14 protein-coding genes are annotated in these 16,693 nt (G+C 41.2%); 2 read left to right on the top strand and 12 right to left on the bottom strand.

From position 1 onward, the window contains the following. Window positions 1–69: 69 nt before the first annotated feature. The 5 genes from WBM98_RS10875 to surE all read right to left on the bottom strand — a co-directional run bounded on the left by WBM98_RS10875 (window position 70) and on the right by surE (window position 5,051). Entirely contained in the window at window positions 70–2,094 is a 2,025-nt protein-coding gene (locus WBM98_RS10875; protein ID WP_424366044.1) for a ComEC/Rec2 family competence protein, read from the bottom strand. Further along, a complete protein-coding gene (locus tag WBM98_RS10870) occupies window positions 2,095–2,652 on the bottom strand; it encodes a C40 family peptidase (protein WP_424366043.1) in 558 nt (185 codons plus the stop codon). 33 nt (window positions 2,653–2,685) lie between these two features. Further along, complete coding sequence (lpxB, locus tag WBM98_RS10865) at window positions 2,686–3,798, bottom strand: lipid-A-disaccharide synthase (RefSeq protein ID WP_424366042.1); 1,113 nt, start codon at window positions 3,796–3,798, stop codon at window positions 2,686–2,688. A 1-nt stretch (window position 3,799) separates the two neighbouring features. Continuing rightward, on the bottom strand, window positions 3,800–4,084 hold the full coding sequence (locus WBM98_RS10860) for a hypothetical protein (protein ID WP_424366041.1): 285 nt from the start codon (window positions 4,082–4,084) through the stop codon (window positions 3,800–3,802). Window positions 4,085–4,277: 193 nt separating this feature from the next. After that, a complete protein-coding gene (gene surE / locus WBM98_RS10855) occupies window positions 4,278–5,051 on the bottom strand; it encodes a 5'/3'-nucleotidase SurE (protein WP_424366040.1) in 774 nt (257 codons plus the stop codon). Window positions 5,052–5,255: 204 nt separating this feature from the next. On the opposite strand from surE, the gene WBM98_RS10850 reads away from it, so the two are divergent. Further along, window positions 5,256–7,445: a carboxy terminal-processing peptidase gene (locus tag WBM98_RS10850; protein ID WP_424366039.1), complete on the top strand. Its 2,190-nt coding sequence runs from the start codon at window positions 5,256–5,258 to the stop codon at window positions 7,443–7,445. A 287-nt stretch (window positions 7,446–7,732) separates the two neighbouring features. Here WBM98_RS10850 and WBM98_RS10845 read toward each other — a convergent pair whose 3' ends face one another. After that, a complete protein-coding gene (locus WBM98_RS10845) occupies window positions 7,733–9,184 on the bottom strand; it encodes a sugar porter family MFS transporter (protein ID WP_424366038.1) in 1,452 nt (483 codons plus the stop codon). 391 nt (window positions 9,185–9,575) lie between these two features. Then, a complete protein-coding gene (msrB, locus tag WBM98_RS10840; RefSeq protein WP_424366037.1) occupies window positions 9,576–10,037 on the bottom strand; it encodes a peptide-methionine (R)-S-oxide reductase MsrB in 462 nt (153 codons plus the stop codon). Between the two features lie 189 nt (window positions 10,038–10,226). Between msrB and WBM98_RS10835 the strand changes: the two genes are divergently transcribed. Continuing rightward, window positions 10,227–10,997 carry a DNA/RNA non-specific endonuclease gene (locus WBM98_RS10835; RefSeq protein ID WP_424366058.1) on the top strand — a complete coding sequence of 257 codons (771 nt, stop codon included), beginning with the start codon at window positions 10,227–10,229 and terminating at the stop codon, window positions 10,995–10,997. On the opposite strand, the gene rodA is transcribed toward WBM98_RS10835, so the two are convergent. From rodA to WBM98_RS10810, 5 genes are all read right to left on the bottom strand, one after another. Then, window positions 10,994–12,277, bottom strand: a complete 1,284-nt coding sequence (gene rodA / locus WBM98_RS10830; RefSeq protein ID WP_424366036.1) for a rod shape-determining protein RodA — start codon at window positions 12,275–12,277, stop codon at window positions 10,994–10,996. The genes WBM98_RS10835 and rodA overlap by 4 nt on opposite strands. Then, a complete protein-coding gene (gene mrdA, locus WBM98_RS10825) occupies window positions 12,267–14,135 on the bottom strand; it encodes a penicillin-binding protein 2 (RefSeq protein ID WP_424366035.1) in 1,869 nt (622 codons plus the stop codon). Before mrdA ends, rodA begins: the two co-directional genes overlap by 11 nt. 111 nt (window positions 14,136–14,246) lie before the next feature. Continuing rightward, a complete protein-coding gene (locus tag WBM98_RS10820; protein WP_424366034.1) occupies window positions 14,247–14,753 on the bottom strand; it encodes a rod shape-determining protein MreD in 507 nt (168 codons plus the stop codon). After that, window positions 14,746–15,561 carry a rod shape-determining protein MreC gene (mreC, locus tag WBM98_RS10815; RefSeq protein WP_424366033.1) on the bottom strand — a complete coding sequence of 272 codons (816 nt, stop codon included), beginning with the start codon at window positions 15,559–15,561 and terminating at the stop codon, window positions 14,746–14,748. The genes WBM98_RS10820 and mreC overlap by 8 nt, the downstream gene beginning before the upstream one ends. Window positions 15,562–15,653: 92 nt before the next feature. Further along, the gene (locus WBM98_RS10810) at window positions 15,654–16,682 is read right to left on the bottom strand and encodes a rod shape-determining protein (RefSeq protein ID WP_424366032.1); all 1,029 of its coding nucleotides are present in this window, start codon (window positions 16,680–16,682) and stop codon (window positions 15,654–15,656) included. Window positions 16,683–16,693: the final 11 nt, after the last annotated feature.

The following is a 16,693-nucleotide window of genomic DNA, read 5'->3' as shown; positions in this document are numbered from 1 at the left end:
TTAGGGTTGCTGGTAACATGGAACTTTTGAACGTTGGGCTTGGTACTGATTATTTGCAGTACTGGCACTTTAATTAAGCGTCATTACAAAGGCCCCCTGTTCGCCGGTGTAGTGAAATGGAATCTTTTTTTGGTCACAGGTCGCGGCCCATCGTTTTACATAACTGCGATAGTTGCTGCCATCAGCGATCAATGCCCTCGGCCGCAATGAGTCGATGACCCGTGCCAGATTAAGTTTTGGGGATTGGGTCAATAATACAATATCAGGTTGCGCTTCCAACTCGGGAAACACGGCCAAACTATCAATGATCAGCAATTTTTTTTCGTCCATATTGAAAGCGTTTCCTAGGGGCCGATACATTACCGTAGCGATATTTTCGTTTATCACGTAATCATCGATAATTCTCGTCGAAGCCGAACTGTCGGTGGAGTAGATGGTAAGATGCGCCCCGGATTGGTGCATCAAAATTGAATTCTTGGTTTGATGGGCTACCCAAAGTTGTTCTTTATCATGGGTTTGACGTTGTTTGTGCAACGACCAAATTTGTAGGCTGATCATACTTACAAGCACCAAAGTGACACTTTTAAAAGTGGGTTTAGGCAACATCCAGATCAAAGAAATAAGGAGTGCATAGGTAATCACCATTTGAACGGAATCAAAAGGGATATTCTGAAAAATAAATGCTTCTTGTTGGGCAATCCAATCGATGATCGCATTCATGGATCCGATCAGGGTATCGAATAGTGCGATAAGACTATCGGGTGCCAAATTCAATAACACCAGTGCGATTACGAGAATACCCACACCCAGTATCAGTCCTAAAAAGGGGACAATCAATAGGTTGGAGACAAAAAACAATCCGGGAAATTGATGAAAATAATATAAACCTATAGGTAAGACCCCAATCTGGGCGGCAAGGCTCACCGAAAGCAATTGCCATATTTTTTTAACCAACCATGGCTTAGGCGACCAGAATTTTTGCAGTAGGGGATATAGCCATACAATGGCAAAAACGGCAGCATAACTCATTTGGAACCCAACATTGAACAATAGCATGGGGTTGAACACGAGCAGAATGAAAAACATGGACAAGGCCAGGATATTGAAGGTATTGCTGGGCCTATTCAAGTATAGGGCATAGGCGACAAAACTGAACATGGTGACTGCCCGAACCACAGAAGCCGATAAACCGGCTAAAAAGGCAAAACCCCATAACAGGAGCACAATGACAGTAAGTTTTAGGACCTTCCCTTTGGGGAGAAATTCCAACGGACGTAAAAGAAATTCAAGGAAGATAAGGAGAATACCGATATGCAGGCCAGACACGGCAAGGATATGCACGGCACCGGCATTTTTGTAGGCCGTATATGTGGCTTCGGAAATATCATCACGTTGACCCAAAAACAAAGCTTGGATAATCCCAAACTCATCTTCCCCAAAATTTGCCTGTTTCATTCGGCTGATGATCTTATCCCTCAATCGGGCTGCATAACCCCTTAGGGTTCTAGTGGGATGGGTATATAGAATAAAATCATGTCTGTTCAAATGTAATTGATTATAGACCCCAAGCTTTTCCAAGTAGTTCTTATAATTGAATTGGTGGGGATTCAATGCGGGATGAACCATTTCTAGAGTGGAATAAGCAATAAGCTCGTCATCAACCTGCAATTTTTCTTGAATGGAGTCGGTTGCTAGGTTCACAATAATTCTTCCTGAGGCCTTTCTTTGCTGGTAGTAGGTGACCTCTGCAATAAAACGCTGATTGAATGATGTGGGTTTTAAAACTTCAATGATCTTCAATTCCCACGTGTCAGGCCCATTTGATTTGAAATGGGAATAATGATCTATTGCATTTTTTGGTTGGGCCAAGGCCACTATCAGGATGCCGAGGAATAGGGTAGTACATGCGGCCATGATCCCAAAAGTTATGCCTCTGGCCTTTTTTTGTTTAAAATGAAGAATGCCGAGTGTAAGTAAAGAAACCAAGGTAAGTAGCAATGGTACGCGAATACCGGTATTAAAGGAGTACCCTATAAGGATTCCCAATACCAAAAGTAGCGTTAACTTAATGGGAATGAAATCCAGCAGTTTCATCTATAAAACTCGGGTTGCTTTTACAAAGGAATAGTTCCAATACCCTTCCCTCAGGGAAGAGACGATAACCCCTCTGGAAGTGGAGGCATGTATAAATTTGATCTCATCATTTTCGACCGCGACCACCATGCCTACATGATTTATTTTTTTACCCCTGCGTGACGTTTTAAAAAAAAGGAGGTCGCCTTTTTCAACCTGGTTTACACGAATGCGTTTACCTTGGTTGGCCATTGCGGAAGAAACTCGTGGAAATGCAATATTATTTTCCTTAAAAGCGACATACAAAAGACCGGAGCAGTCCATCCCTTTTTTTGTCGTGCCTCCATATTTATAACGTACCCCCGAGTACGTAAGGGCTGTGTTGATGATGTCGTTGACCTTCGTTGATGATGAATGGGTTTCAAGAACTTCCAAATCATTGCTGTTTTCCCCGTTACCCGAATTTTCTGGGGAAGCTTCAACGGTAATCGTACGCTCTTTCGCGTAGGTAGTTTTCTTTTTGGCAATACAGCTGCCCAAAAAAATAAAGAGAATAATAAATGGGTATGTTTTTTTCATCCAAGGTTTGCAAAAGGCCTTCGGATACCAAATTTAAGCATTTTCTACAATTAGATCGGCTGCCTTGACACTGGCACCTGTGCCACCTAGTTTTTTTTCAAGTAGTTCATAGGCTTTCAGTTGATTTTCCCGACATGCACCTTGCAGTATTTTAGTAAGTTCGTTGCGCAAGTTTTTGCTATTAAGGTCATTTTGGATCAATTCCTTGACAACCTCTTTCTCCATGATCAGGTTCACTAAGGATATGAATTCTAACGTGATAATGCGTTTTGCTATTTGATAGGACAACCAACTTGCCTTATAGCAAACGACCTGGGGAACCTTGAACAATGCGGTTTCCAAGGTGGCCGTGCCACTCGTGACCAAGGCAGCATGCGCCAAACTCAATAATCCGTAAGTTTTATTCGTTACAAATCCTACATTGGAATCCTTTAAAAATGGGGTATAAAAACCATAGTCCAAACTTGGGGCCCCTGCAATGACAAAGTAGTAATCGGGAAAATCCTGTGTTATGGAAAGCATGGTTTGGAGCATTTTTTTGACTTCTTGCTTACGGCTTCCAGGGAGTAAGGCAATAATGGGTTTATCAATGTCCAATTTGTTTTCTTGCCGAAAGCGCTGCGCATCGATTTCTTCCCGATTCTCAATGGCATCGATCAACGGATGGCCCACAAAATGTACAGGGTAATCGTGTTTTTCTTCGTAGAATGACTTCTCAAAGGGAAGAATGACATACATGGCATCGATATTCTTTTTTATCTTTTGAATACGTCCTTCCCGAGATGCCCAAATTTGAGGCGATATATAATAATTCGTTTTGTAATTGCCAGCCTTGGCCCATTCGGCAATCCTTAGGTTAAAACCTGAAAAATCGATAAATACGATGACATCCGGATTGAAGGCGGAAATATCATTCTTACACAATTTGATGTTCTTGAAAATTCTGCCCAGGTTCATGACGACCTCAATAAAACCCATAAAGGCCATTTCCTTATAGTGTTTCACCAGTGTCCCGCCAGCCGCCTGCATTAGATCACCGCCCCAGCATCGGATCTGGGCATCGGCATCCTTTAGTTTCAGGGCTTTGATTAAATTGGATCCATGAAGGTCTCCAGAGGCTTCCCCGGCGATAATGTAGTATTTCATTCTAGAATACTTTATAATAAAGAATCACCAGGGCCGTAAGAAGTGTTGCAATCAACACGCCTTTTGCCCGCTGATCCCGGCGTATTTTTAAAAATCCGAAAAAGGCCACTAAATTCAAGATTGCCCCTAGGGCAAGTAAACTCCCGACATGTCCCTGTTGTACTGCAGCTTCGAAGGTCTCTGCAATGCCAAAATCTGAAAACAGTAGGATATAGGCCAAGGTGCCGATCGTATTTGCGATAATGCCGACTATAAAACCGACGATAAGTTCTTTTTTAGTTTTCATGGGTAAAGTTTCAATTTTCAGATTTGTCCGAATGTTGCGTGTGTCAAGCTCGGTTGTAAATTCCAAAAGCCTTCTCCCGCCACTTTGGTATTTAAAGCTGAAAGTACTATTTCAGATCTAATTTTCCTGTATGGAATGTATGCTCTTTCTAGGTGTTTGCCATATCGGCCTCCTGACACCCTTTATTCAATACCTATAAATCCCAACCATTGAGTTCTTGTATGGCATGGTGTGCCGTTAGGTCAAATTGGGTTGGTACCACAGATATATAACCATTGGCGAGGGCCCATTCATCGGTGTCCTCCCCATGGTCCAAAAGGTCGAATTCCCCGGTCAGCCAGTAGTACTCCCTTCCTCTTGGATTCGTACGTTTATCAAATTTTTCCTTCCAATTTGCCCGGGCTTGCCGGCATATTTTTATTCCTTTTGGCAATTCCTTGTCCATTTTGGGTATGTTCACATTGAGGACCACCCCTTTAGGGAGTTTGTTTTTCAGTACTTCACTTACGATATTCCTTATGGCTTCGCCCGCAAATTCGAAATTAGCATCCCAGGCATAGTCGCACAGAGAGAAACCTATGGCGGGAACCCCCTCTATACCTGCTTCAATGGCAGCACTCATGGTGCCCGAATAAATGACATTGATCGATGCATTTGACCCATGGTTTATCCCACTGATACATATATCGGGTCTACGATCCAACAATTCCTGCAGTGCTAGTTTAACACAATCTGCCGGGGTTCCACTGCAACTGTATTCCGCGAAGGCACCATCGGCGAGATCTATATCGACTTTCGCTGAATATAGGGTATTATCAACAGTAATGGCGTGGCCCATTCCCGATTGTGGACTGTCAGGTGCGACCACTATGACCTTCCCGATTTCTGACATAAAACGAATCAATGCCCTAAGGCCCGGAGCGGTAATTCCGTCGTCATTGGTAACCAGGATAAGGGGTTTTTCCATTTTACATACTTTATTCTGCAAATTTACGTTTAAAAAAACAGATGTTCCCATATGGTGTTTAACAAAAATTTAATGCCTGCGGCTTAAGTGCTGGCACGGTTTTTTCTGTATATTAGGGAATTGGATAGGCCCCCTTGGCAGGACAATGGGGAATCTTGGTTTATTAAGAATAAAGGAAAAGTACTAAATAGCAAAGAATTATATATGAAAAGGAATCTTGCCTACGCCCTAATTGTTATGCTTGTTGCAGTAGCATCTTGCAGTTTTACCAAACAGTCTTTTGTGAATGATGACAAGGATAAATTGTTGTTAGACCTGATTACCTATGTCTTGGAAAAAGGCCATTATGAACCCAAGCATATCGATGATGATTTTTCAGTACATGTGTTTGAGGATTTTATTGATGTTCTCGATCCCACAAAAAGATATTTTTTAGCAAGTGATATTCAGGAGTTTGAAAAATATAAATTTCAAATCGATGACCAGATCAATAATACGGATATTACCTTCTTCAATGTGGTCTACAATAGACTGATAGAACGAATGAATGATGCAAAGATCATTTACAAGGAAGTATTGGAGGTTCCATTTGATTACAACATAGAGGAAAGTATTAGCATTAAATATGAGGATGAGCCTTTCGCAGCATCAAAATCCGAACTAAAGGAACGTTGGAGAAAACAGTTGAAGTATGCGACCCTAGGCACTTACGACTCCAAACTGAACCAGTCTGTAAAAGCACCTAAAATTACCAAAAAGTTAAAAAACGAACAGGTTGAAACGACTATCGAAGATTCTGGAATTTCAAAAGAGGAATTGGATAAGGTATTAACACCGGAAGCTGCTGAAATTGCATCCAGGGAAGCCACAAGGAAAACGTTGGACGAATTTTTCGATTTCATTGATGATCTTGAGCGTAAAGATTGGTTCGTGCAATATATCAATACCATTGTAGATGAATTTGATCCGCATACATTTTATTTTGCCCCTGAGGACAAGGAGAAGTTCGATGTAAGTATGTCAGGTAAGTTCGAGGGTATCGGGGCACGTCTGCAAAAGAAAGCCGAAGGTGCCAAGATTGTTGAGATTATTTCAGGTGGACCTGTATGGAGAGATCAACGACTCGAAGTCGGGGATGAGATTATCAGGGTTGGCCAGGAAGGGAATGACCCAATAGATATCGTGGGCATGCGATTGGATGATGCCATTAAGTTGATAAAAGGACCTGAAGGCACCGTCGTCGATTTGACCGTCAGAAAGGTAGATGGCTCGATCGAGGTCATTTCTTTGACGAGAGATGTGGTAGAACTTGAAGAATCATATGCCAAATCGGCGAATATCATTAAAGGTGACCAAAAATTCGGTTTGATCAACCTGCCCAAATTTTATGTTGATTTCAATGATTACTCTGAACGTAATGCAGCAACCGATGTGGCCAAGGAGGTCGAACGTTTAAAGCAGGAAGGTGCTGAAGGGTTGATCCTTGATCTTCGTGATAATGGTGGTGGGTCTTTGAAAACCGTAGTTGAAATGGCCGGACTCTTCATAAAAGACGGTCCAATAGTTCAGGTACGGTCCAATGGCAAAGGCAAGGATGTTTATGACGATAAGGATGAGCGTATCCAGTGGGATGGCCCTCTCGTAATCCTTGTCAATGAGCTTTCAGCCTCTGCATCGGAAATTTTAGCCGCTGCAATGCAAGATTACAAACGTGCCATCGTAATCGGCAGTAAGCAGACCTTTGGCAAGGGAACCGTACAAAATGTCATTCCATTGGAGAATATTGTACGTAGCAATGAGCATGGCGATTTGGGAGCGATTAAACTGACCACCCAGAAGTTTTATCGAATCAATGGTGGGTCGACCCAATTGGAAGGGGTGAAAAGTGATGTAGTTGTTCCGGATAAATATAGTTATATCGATTTGGGGGAACGCGATCAGGCGAACCCATTGAAATGGGATAAAATCTCCCCAGCCGAGTATAATATTTGGGATGGCTATATCGACTATGACCAAACCATAGCGAACAGTAAGAAGCGAATGGCAGAGAACAACCAAATAAAATTGATCGAGGAAAATGCCAAATGGATCAAGGATCAACAAGAAGAGAATGTGATTTCCTTGAATTATGATATTTATAGAGCCGAAGAAAAGAAAGACAAGACCAAATCGGACTACTTTAAATCATTGACGGAGTATGATTCAAAATTGACTTTCAAGTCGTTGAAGTATGAAGAGGAATTGTTTACCCAAGATGCCGATTTACGGGAAAAAAGAGATCGCTGGCATATTAATCTTGCCAAGGACGTCTATGTTGAGGAGGCTGTAAATGTATTGCAGGATCTTAAAATCAACAACCTAAAGCATGCCAAATTGGCGAGTTTAAAGGACTAACGAATTTAGTGGTTATAACACAAAATTAAACCCCGACCCTAAATAGGCGGGGTTTATTATTTGCCAATATTCCATAAAGGCATTCGAGGCAGAAGGGACTTGAACCGCGCCAGAACGCCGGCAATACTGTTATACCAATGATCGTTCTCACTGATTTTGTTGGGCTATTGACACTATAAGGAGGCACCGATACTTTTTTTGGTAAAATGCACAGCGCCCCGCATTAAAATGCAGGGCGCTGTATCATTCATTTTTAAGCGAATTGGAAATATGCGTTCAAGGGAACCTTATTTCCTTTCGAATAAGGCTTCCATTTCCTCCAGTGTCTTCCCTTTGGTTTCAGGGATATATTTGTACACGAATAAAATGATGATCACAATAAAGACCGAGAACAGAAAATAGGGTAGGGCATTGTTCCAGGTTCCCCCATTCATGATCAATCTATTGGCATCACTCTCAACCACCATGGGAAAAGTTTGGGATACAAAATAGTTTGCCAACCATTGTGCGGCCACTGCGACTGCCATAGCCGCACTTCTTATCTTATTAGGGAATATTTCCGATAAAAGCACCCACACAATAGGGCCCATCGACATGGCAAACGAACCGATGAAGATCAGGATCCCAATAAGACTAACGATACCTTCAGTAGTAGAAATAGTTGGTAGTCCGGCTGAATTCACTCCTGCGTAATCACTGAAATATAAGGTGAAACCCATCATCAAAAATCCGACTAGCATTCCAAAACCACCAATGATCAATAAAGGTTTTCTACCCAATTTGTCAACCGTGAACATGGCTATAAACGTGAATAGTAAGTTTACCGTTGCGAGCAAGATTTGTTGCAAAAGCACATCATCTTGTCCGAAACCAAGGGCTTGTTCAAAAATATCGGCACCGTAATAAAGTACCGCATTGATTCCTGTAAATTGTTGTAGTACGGATAATACCGTACCAATAACGACGATAGGAAGCATACTCTTGTTGAATATCGAGGCTTTTTTCTTAGTGCTTTCCGCCTTAATATTGTCCCTGATTTCCTTAATTTCCTTCACTGCGATTTCCGCACCGTGTATTCTCGTTAATATATTTTCAGCTTCCTCTTCTCTTCCCTTGATCATTAACCAACGTGGACTTTTAGGCACAAAGAATAGTAGGACCAAGAAGAGCATGGCGGGCACCAATTCTGACCAGAACATATTACGCCATCCAAAAGCGATATTCTCGCTCTCGCTTAAATCCGACCCGATAAAATAGGTGACCAAGAAAACCACGAAGAAACCGATAACCACGGCCAGTTGATAAAATGTTACCAGTATGCCCCTGTTTTTTGCCGGTGCGATCTCAGCGATATACATAGGTGCGTTCATTGATGCAATACCAATGGCAATACCGCCTATAAGTCTAAATATAACCAATAAGGTGGTCGATTCTGGCAACATACTGGGCAAACCGGATCCCCATGCCGAAATGGAGAAAAGGACCGCGGAAATGATCAAGGAGTTTTTTCGACCAATGGCCTTACTAATGAGGCCTGCGGAGGCTGCACCAGCCAAGGCTCCCAATAGGGCGCTACTTACAATAAAACCTTTTAATGCCCCGGTCAACTCAAAATACTTGGAAAAATAAAACTGGGTACCATTGATTACCCCGGTGTCATAACCAAATAATAAACCGCCTAAGGTTATGACGATGGTTATAAAATAAATATTGATTTTTGCGGTTGATTTTTTTCCCATTGTTTGATTGGTTTTAGGTTTGATAAAAAGAAATTCAAAGATACTTCTTTGTTCTTAAAGTATCCTTATTATTGATTTAATAATTAAATGGATTGAATCTCACTGAATCCTGTATTTCAGTATTGAAAATACAGTATTCAATAATTTTCGGAATGGTATCGACTATTTAAATTTTACCGTAATTCATCGGAATTTAATCGAAGGGACTTTGGAGATTTCAATACATGAACCCACTATAATTGGGTTATGAAAGTGTACCTATAAATAAATCTTGATGGTAGGCTTTGCTCGTATGGAAATATCCTTAAGCAACTTACTTTCGTTACAAGAATTATCTTAATGTAATGCACCAAAAACGTTCGCCACCAAACGTATTATTTTTATACTTTTTTCAATCCTCTTTCTCTTGACTTTTCGCTAGTGTCATTGATTCTGAATTGATACAATACCGCAATCCACTTGGTGCGGGACCATCTGGAAATACGTGTCCTAAATGGGCATCGCACGTATTGCACATAACTTCCACCCGAATCATGCCATAGCTACTGTCTTTTTTATATTTGATGGCATTTTTCGAAACCGGCTGGGTAAAACTGGGCCAACCAGTCCCTGATTCGAATTTGATCGTGGAATCGAAAAGTGGGGTGCCACAACATACACAATTGTATTGACCTGCTTCGTGAATACTGCACAGCGCCCCTGAATGTGGTGCTTCGGTACCTTTTTCTCTGGTAATCCTGTATTGTTCGGGACGCAATAGTTCACGCCATTGGGCATCTGTTTTTTCAACCCTTCGACCGGGTTCAAGGTTTCCTTTTACCGTAAAATTTATGACATCTTTCCAAGTTAACATAGTTATTTTCTTTTCAATGCATTGGTATACGTTCTCGGTACATTAAAAGCCGGTTGGTAAATTGCAAAGGCTTCATTATAGTCATGGTAATGGTATTATCCTTACGATCGCATACGATTTCAACCTAAATTACACTAATTTTAGTCCGTGGACAAGCGCAAACAACATAAGATCCTCTATGCCGTTTTAATGTTACTATGTGTCATTGGCTTTTGGTTGTTCGAAAACTTTTATACACCAGACACCTATTCCTCAACGGATGATGATGGCTTCAAAACGGTTATACCTACTTATTTTATACCCACTTCAACGACAGGGGACATTGTTTCCCATGATCATTTTATGTTGTCTTATAATGAACCCTACGAGCAGGCTGAATGGGTGGCCTATATGCTTAAAAAAAACCAATTGACCAATGATGATCGAAAACGCCCTTATTTTATCGAGGATCCCAAAGTGAAATCAAAATCTGCGGATTGGCGCAATTATAAGGGGTCTGGTTTTGACCGAGGACATTTATGTCCTGCGGGTGACCGGCGTTTTACCGAATTTGCCTATAATGAAACCTTTTACACCAGTAATATAAGTCCACAAGACCGTGATTTCAATGCTGGGGTTTGGAACCGGTTGGAAATTCAAGTACGGCAGTGGGCAAAACGTTATGGAAATCTTTTTGTGGTTACTGGGGGTGTTTTGGAAGACGGCCTTGAAGAAATTGGGGAAGAGGATGTGGATGTGCCGCGGTACTTTTACAAAATTATAGCGAAGGGGGATGAGAAGAACCTTAAAGTCATCGCTTTTTTAATTCCCAATAAGGAAAGTGCCGAGCCCTTACATCATTTCGTGGTTCCCGTAGACCGGATAGAGAAACTTACGGGTCTTGATTTTTTCGAAGAATTGCCGGATATGGAAGAAGCGGAATTGGAAAGTAGATCTACATTGGCCGGATGGAAGTTTTAGATACCCTCCTTCAATCTATTAGAGTCTAGCTTTAAAAAGATAAACAGTAAGATGGAGAAAAAGAGCAGTCCGGAGCCACCATAACTAAAAAAGGGAAGGGGTATGCCAATGGTGGGTAAAACACCGATAACCATACCTATGTTGATGAAGTAATGAATGAACAGGATGGAAATTACGCCATAACCATACATTCGTGAAAATGGATTCTTTTGTCTTTCGGCCAAATAGACCAATCTTAAAAAAAGGAATGTAAAAAGGAGTATGACTGTTGCTGTTCCTACAAATCCCCATTCTTCACCCACCGTACTGAAAATATAATCGGTGTGCTGTTCAGGTACGAAATCCCCTTTGGTTCGGGTTCCTTCTAAGAATCCTTTTCCGAAAAAACCACCTGATTCTATGGCCTTCTCAGATTGATAGGTGTTGTATCCAATGGTTTTTCGAATTTGCTCCAATTTTTGTGGGTCCTTTTCAAGACGCAGCCAAAGGCTAAAACGATCCCTGTGTCTTTGTTCAAAAACATTGTTAAAGACAAAACCAACAGAGAGCGAAAATAGGATAATGACAGTAACCACCGATATCAATGGAAAAACTGGAACTTTGAAGGTTTTTTTCTTTAGAATAAGAAAAATAACGATAAGAAGTCCCAATATGATTCCGACCCATATCGTCCCAAACATCAAAGTCGCGATAAAAATTACAATGGTCAATAAGCCGATGACCAAATAAAAAAGGGGTAGCCCTTCACGGAAAATAACGAACATGAGTGCGAAAAAAACCAAGGCACTTCCCGGATCTGGTTGGGGAATGATCAGAATTGCTGGTAACAAGATGATTCCCACGGCAAATAATTGATCTTTTCGTCTTTTGATGTCCGTTTGAATATCGCTTAAGTACTTGGCTAAGGCCAGAGCGGTCGCGACCTTGGCAAACTCGGAAGGCTGTAGGTTGAAGAAACCGAGATTATACCAAGAGGTTGCTCCGGCAATGGTCTTGCCAAAGACAAACAATCCCAATAATAAGACCATGGCGATTACATACATTAAGCTTGAGAACCGTTCATAGAAATTGGCCTCTAGGGCCATAATAATGATTATGCTCAAAATGCTTACTCCAAAAAAGAACAGCTGTTTTCCATGCAAGGAAGAAAAATTGAAAATTGAGGGGTCGGCATCCGTGAATGTACTTGAATAAATGTTCACCCAACCTATAGCCACTAAAGCAATGTAAAAGAAAATGGTGAGCCAATCTATACGTTTAAAAAGACTCTTACCAGACATACTCGTTTATCTTGAATTCCTCACCACTATATGGTTTTGCGTATTCATGTTCCAAGGTTTTCTCCAACATCCTTTTTTCGAGATCTTTTCGAGTAATTTCACCCTTAAGGTATTTTTCTATCATCAGCGATGCGATATGTCCTGCATAACGAGATCCATAATATCCATTTTCAATATAAACAGCTAATGCTATCTTGGGATTGTTCACAGGGGCGAAGGCGATAAAAAGAGAATGGTCGGTGAGTTGGGTTTTAACACTATCTATAATGGTATAATTTTCGACAGTACCTGTTTTTCCTGCAATTTCGATTCCGGGGATTTGTACCCATCGCGCAGTACCCTTATGATATACGTCGGCCATTCCTTGTACCACGGGTTCAAAATATTTGCGATCAATGGTCGTTTGTTTCAATTCGGTGAATTCGGGAATGGTAATTTCCTTCCCGTTCACTTTCTTTAGAATATGCGGTGTAAAGTAATGCCCACGATTTGCTATGGCTGCGGTCATATTCGCCAATTGAATAGGTGTTACGGCGACCTCCCCTTGCCCAATGGCATTTGAGATAATATACGAGGAACTCCACCGATTGTCACCGTACCATTTATCATAATATTCCTTAGATGGAATGCGCCCGGGTCGTCCCGTATGTAGGTCCGAACCTAAGTAGCCACCTAGGCCAAAGCTTCGCATATGTTTTTCCCAAACATCCATGGCTTCATCCGTGGTTTCGAACTTATCATATATTTTTCTGAAAACTCCTGCAAAATACGCGTTGCACGACTTGTAAATACCGACATTCAAGTCCCGGATCCCACCACCACAATGGCATCCGCGTTTCGTTTTACCAACATAAAATCCATGATAGCAAGTAATTTTGGTATTTGGATCGATAACCCCTTCCTGTAATGCAATCAGCGCATTAAGTGTCTTAAACGGTGATCCTGGGGATGGCTCGGCCAAAAGGGAACGATCCCACGTCGGATTCGCTATGGAATCATTATAGAGTACGGTATAATTCTTAGAACGTTTTCGCCCAACGAGCAATGAGGGGTCATAGGTTGGCCCTGATATCATAGATAGTATTTCCCCCGAGGAAGGTTCTATGGCAACAATGCCCCCTCGTTTGCCATGCATCAACAATTCACCATATTCCTGAAGATCCTTGTCAATGGTGATACTGATTTCCTTTCCCTGTTCAGGGGGGGTGTCCAAGGCACCATCTTTATAGGGGCCAATGTCCCTGTTGAATCTATCTTTTTGAATGTACTGTACGCCTTTTTTTCCTCTTAGGGTATCCTCATAGGTCTGTTCGACCCCAGTTCTGCCTTTGAGTTCCCCTTGAACATAGTAAGGGTTTTGGGCAAGGTCTTTTTCATTGACTTCACTGATGTAGCCAAGAACGTTGGCCGCACTTTTGGTATCATAATAACGCAATGATCTTTTTTGGATATAGAAACCTTCAAAATGGCGCATTTTTTCTTGAAGCTTTGCATAGTCCTGTTTTGACAATTGTGGTACCAGTACTGAGGGTAATCTTGGGGAATAGACCCTGGCTTTGTTAAGTTTTTGGATAAAGGCCTCCTTGTCCATGCCAATTAGGTTGCAGAATTCCAAAGTATCCAATGGTTTAACCTCCCTGGGGATAACCATGACATCATAGGCCGGATCATTACCCACCAATAATTTGCCATTGCGATCATAGATATACCCTCTTTCAGGGTAATCATAAATGGCTTTTATCGCGGGGTCTTCCAATACCTGATCTTCGGAAAAACTGAATATCTGTAAGTAAGATAACCTACCGATAAATGTTATTCCTATAAACAGGATAATGGATGATAAGAGAACCTTCTTCATTGAAGATGATTTTATACTTTAGGAAATCATTCCTAGATTCATTACATGGTCAATAACCTACCCAACTTCGATATCTTACGAGGCTATTGTACCTTCGATTAAACAGAAATGCTATTCTTTGTTGACACTGAACAACGATGCGAACAATAAACACAAAATTAATGAGGCAATGCCATTTGACAATACTTTTTTTACAATTAACACGAAATTGGCTATACTGAAAATCTCGAGGGAAAAGAAGATCAAATGGTGCACCAATATTAATAACGCCAAAAACGTAAATTGTTGTGCCTTAGTACTATTACTTAGCTTAAAACTTTGAAATTCATAATTGATACCAAATACAAACCGCATTATGGTCGGTCGCAAATAGGCGATCGTGATGGTTGACGCAGCGTGAATGGCCATTGTATCGGAAAAAAAGTCTACGGATAGTCCTAGTAAGAAGCTCAATCCGATAAATGCGGCTCTATGCTCCTTGATCGGATACCAATACAGAAACAAAATATAGACCATGGGGTTGATATACCCAAAAAAATTCAGACGATTGAAAACCAATACTTGAACCAGTACCAGTAACACAAAGCGGATAATATTTATAAAAACACCCCTATTCATTTGTCGTGGCTTTTTCCAAGTCCAGTAATTCCTCCCGATCTAGATTTTTGATGATATATACATTCTTAATATTGGTCATGTCATTGAATAGGGCCACATCTATTCGATAAAAACTCTTGGAATTGTCCAAATTGAACTTTTTAATGGTGCCAATTGGGACATTTTCCGGAAAAATACTGCTCATGGCGCCTGATACGATCGTATCCCCTATATTTAATTGCACCAACCGGGGAATGTCTATCAATTGGACCACATTGTAGTTTTTGGCATCCCAAATCAGGGAGCCGAAATGATTCGTATTCTTTAGTTTGGCGTTGATATTCGACTTCGTGTTGAGTATACTTTGTACCGTTGCAAATTTATTGGAGGTGTTTTCCACAATACCCAAAATCCCCAAATCGGTAATGACACCCATATCCTGTTCCACACTATCTTTTTTTCCGCGGTTTATGGTGATGTAATTCCTTTTATTGGCATAACTGTTCTTAATAACCTTCCCTGAAACAACGGCATACCCCATATTGTCCGTGTGCATTGACCGTAAGGAATCTGTAGTTGTCTTAAGTAACCTATTGCGCAATACTTCGTTTTCCCGAAGCAATCTTTCATTTTCAACATCCAAATCAAAATAGGTAGTGATACCATGGGATATACCATAGATTTTTCCCGTGACCGCATTCGCGGAATTAAAAAACCTTGATTGATGGAAAGAATGGGATTGGACCGTGAAGGCCAATGAGATGATCAACAATAAGATATAAAGTAGAAAATTCTTATATCGAATTATAAAGTTGATTATCTGCTGCATTCACTTTCTGTTTTGTGAAGCCGATAAAGGTAATTTTTCGAGAATAAAAAAACCTTCAACGTACCTAATGAAACTAAATTGTTTATGGGACTTTACTTTATTAAAATGTTCTTGTAGCGTTCCAAATTCTTAAGTGCGATGCCAGTACCCCTTACAACCGCGCGTAATGGATCTTCCGCAATGTACACCGGTAAATCTGTTTTTTGTGATAACCTCCTATCCAATCCTCTGAGCATAGAACCACCACCGGCAAGGTAAATTCCGGTATTGTATATATCAGCTGCCAATTCAGGCGGTGTTTGCGATAAGGTTTCCATTACCGCATCCTCGACCCTAAGAATGGATTTGTCCAAAGCTTTGGCAATTTCCCTATAGGATATTTGTACTTGTTTAGGTTTTCCCGTAAGCAGATCACGCCCTTGAACCGATTTTTCCTCAGGTGGGTTTTGAAGATCTTCAGTTGCCGAACCTATTTCAATTTTTATAGCCTCTGCCGTTGTTTCCCCGACATAAAGGTTGTGTTGGGTTCGCATGTAATAGATGATATCGTTGGTGAATACATCCCCTGCGATTTTCACGGACTTGTCACAAACGATTCCACCTAGGGCAATCACCGCTATTTCAGTAGTACCACCCCCTATATCGACGATCATGTTTCCTTTGGGCTGCATAATATCAAGGCCGATACCGATGGCTGCCGCCATGGGCTCATGGATCAGATAAACTTCTTTTCCATTTACACGTTCGGCCGATTCCTTTACGGCCCGCATCTCAACCTCAGTAATCCCGGAAGGAATACAAATAACCATTCGCAATGCCGGCGGGAACCATTTTTTCTTAAGCGCAGGGATGTTTTTGATGAACATATTGATCATCTTCTCGGAAGCATCAAAATCTGCAATAACCCCATCTTTCAAGGGTCTAATGGTCTTTATGTTTTCATGCGTTTTCCCCTGCATCATGCTGGCTTCCTTCCCAACGGCAATGATTTTTCCTGTAATACGATCTCTCGCAACAATGGACGGACTGTCTACTACGACTTTGTCTGCATGAATGATGAGGGTATTTGCTGTACCTAGGTCAATAGCAATTTCCTCGGTTAAGAAATCAAAGAATCCCATTATAAGTTATG

The organism is Maribacter sp. (assembly GCF_049667165.1).
Lineage (GTDB): Bacteria > Bacteroidota > Bacteroidia > Flavobacteriales > Flavobacteriaceae > Maribacter_A.
This window is presented reverse-complemented; position numbering and strand designations above follow the sequence as displayed.

Coding starts and splice junctions, on each gene's coding strand:
- WBM98_RS10875 (WP_424366044.1), bottom strand. CDS start 2,094: ATGAAACTGCTGGATTTCATTCCCATTAAGTTAACGCTACTTTTGGTA.
- WBM98_RS10870 (WP_424366043.1), bottom strand. CDS start 2,652: ATGAAAAAAACATACCCATTTATTATTCTCTTTATTTTTTTGGGCAGC.
- lpxB (WP_424366042.1), bottom strand. CDS start 3,798: ATGAAATACTACATTATCGCCGGGGAAGCCTCTGGAGACCTTCATGGA.
- WBM98_RS10860 (WP_424366041.1), bottom strand. CDS start 4,084: ATGAAAACTAAAAAAGAACTTATCGTCGGTTTTATAGTCGGCATTATC.
- surE (WP_424366040.1), bottom strand. CDS start 5,051: ATGGAAAAACCCCTTATCCTGGTTACCAATGACGACGGAATTACCGCT.
- WBM98_RS10850 (WP_424366039.1), top strand. CDS start 5,256: ATGAAAAGGAATCTTGCCTACGCCCTAATTGTTATGCTTGTTGCAGTA.
- WBM98_RS10845 (WP_424366038.1), bottom strand. CDS start 9,184: ATGGGAAAAAAATCAACCGCAAAAATCAATATTTATTTTATAACCATC.
- msrB (WP_424366037.1), bottom strand. CDS start 10,037: ATGTTAACTTGGAAAGATGTCATAAATTTTACGGTAAAAGGAAACCTT.
- WBM98_RS10835 (WP_424366058.1), top strand. CDS start 10,227: ATGTTACTATGTGTCATTGGCTTTTGGTTGTTCGAAAACTTTTATACA.
- rodA (WP_424366036.1), bottom strand. CDS start 12,277: ATGTCTGGTAAGAGTCTTTTTAAACGTATAGATTGGCTCACCATTTTC.
- mrdA (WP_424366035.1), bottom strand. CDS start 14,135: ATGAAGAAGGTTCTCTTATCATCCATTATCCTGTTTATAGGAATAACA.
- WBM98_RS10820 (WP_424366034.1), bottom strand. CDS start 14,753: ATGAATAGGGGTGTTTTTATAAATATTATCCGCTTTGTGTTACTGGTA.
- mreC (WP_424366033.1), bottom strand. CDS start 15,561: ATGCAGCAGATAATCAACTTTATAATTCGATATAAGAATTTTCTACTT.
- WBM98_RS10810 (WP_424366032.1), bottom strand. CDS start 16,682: ATGGGATTCTTTGATTTCTTAACCGAGGAAATTGCTATTGACCTAGGT.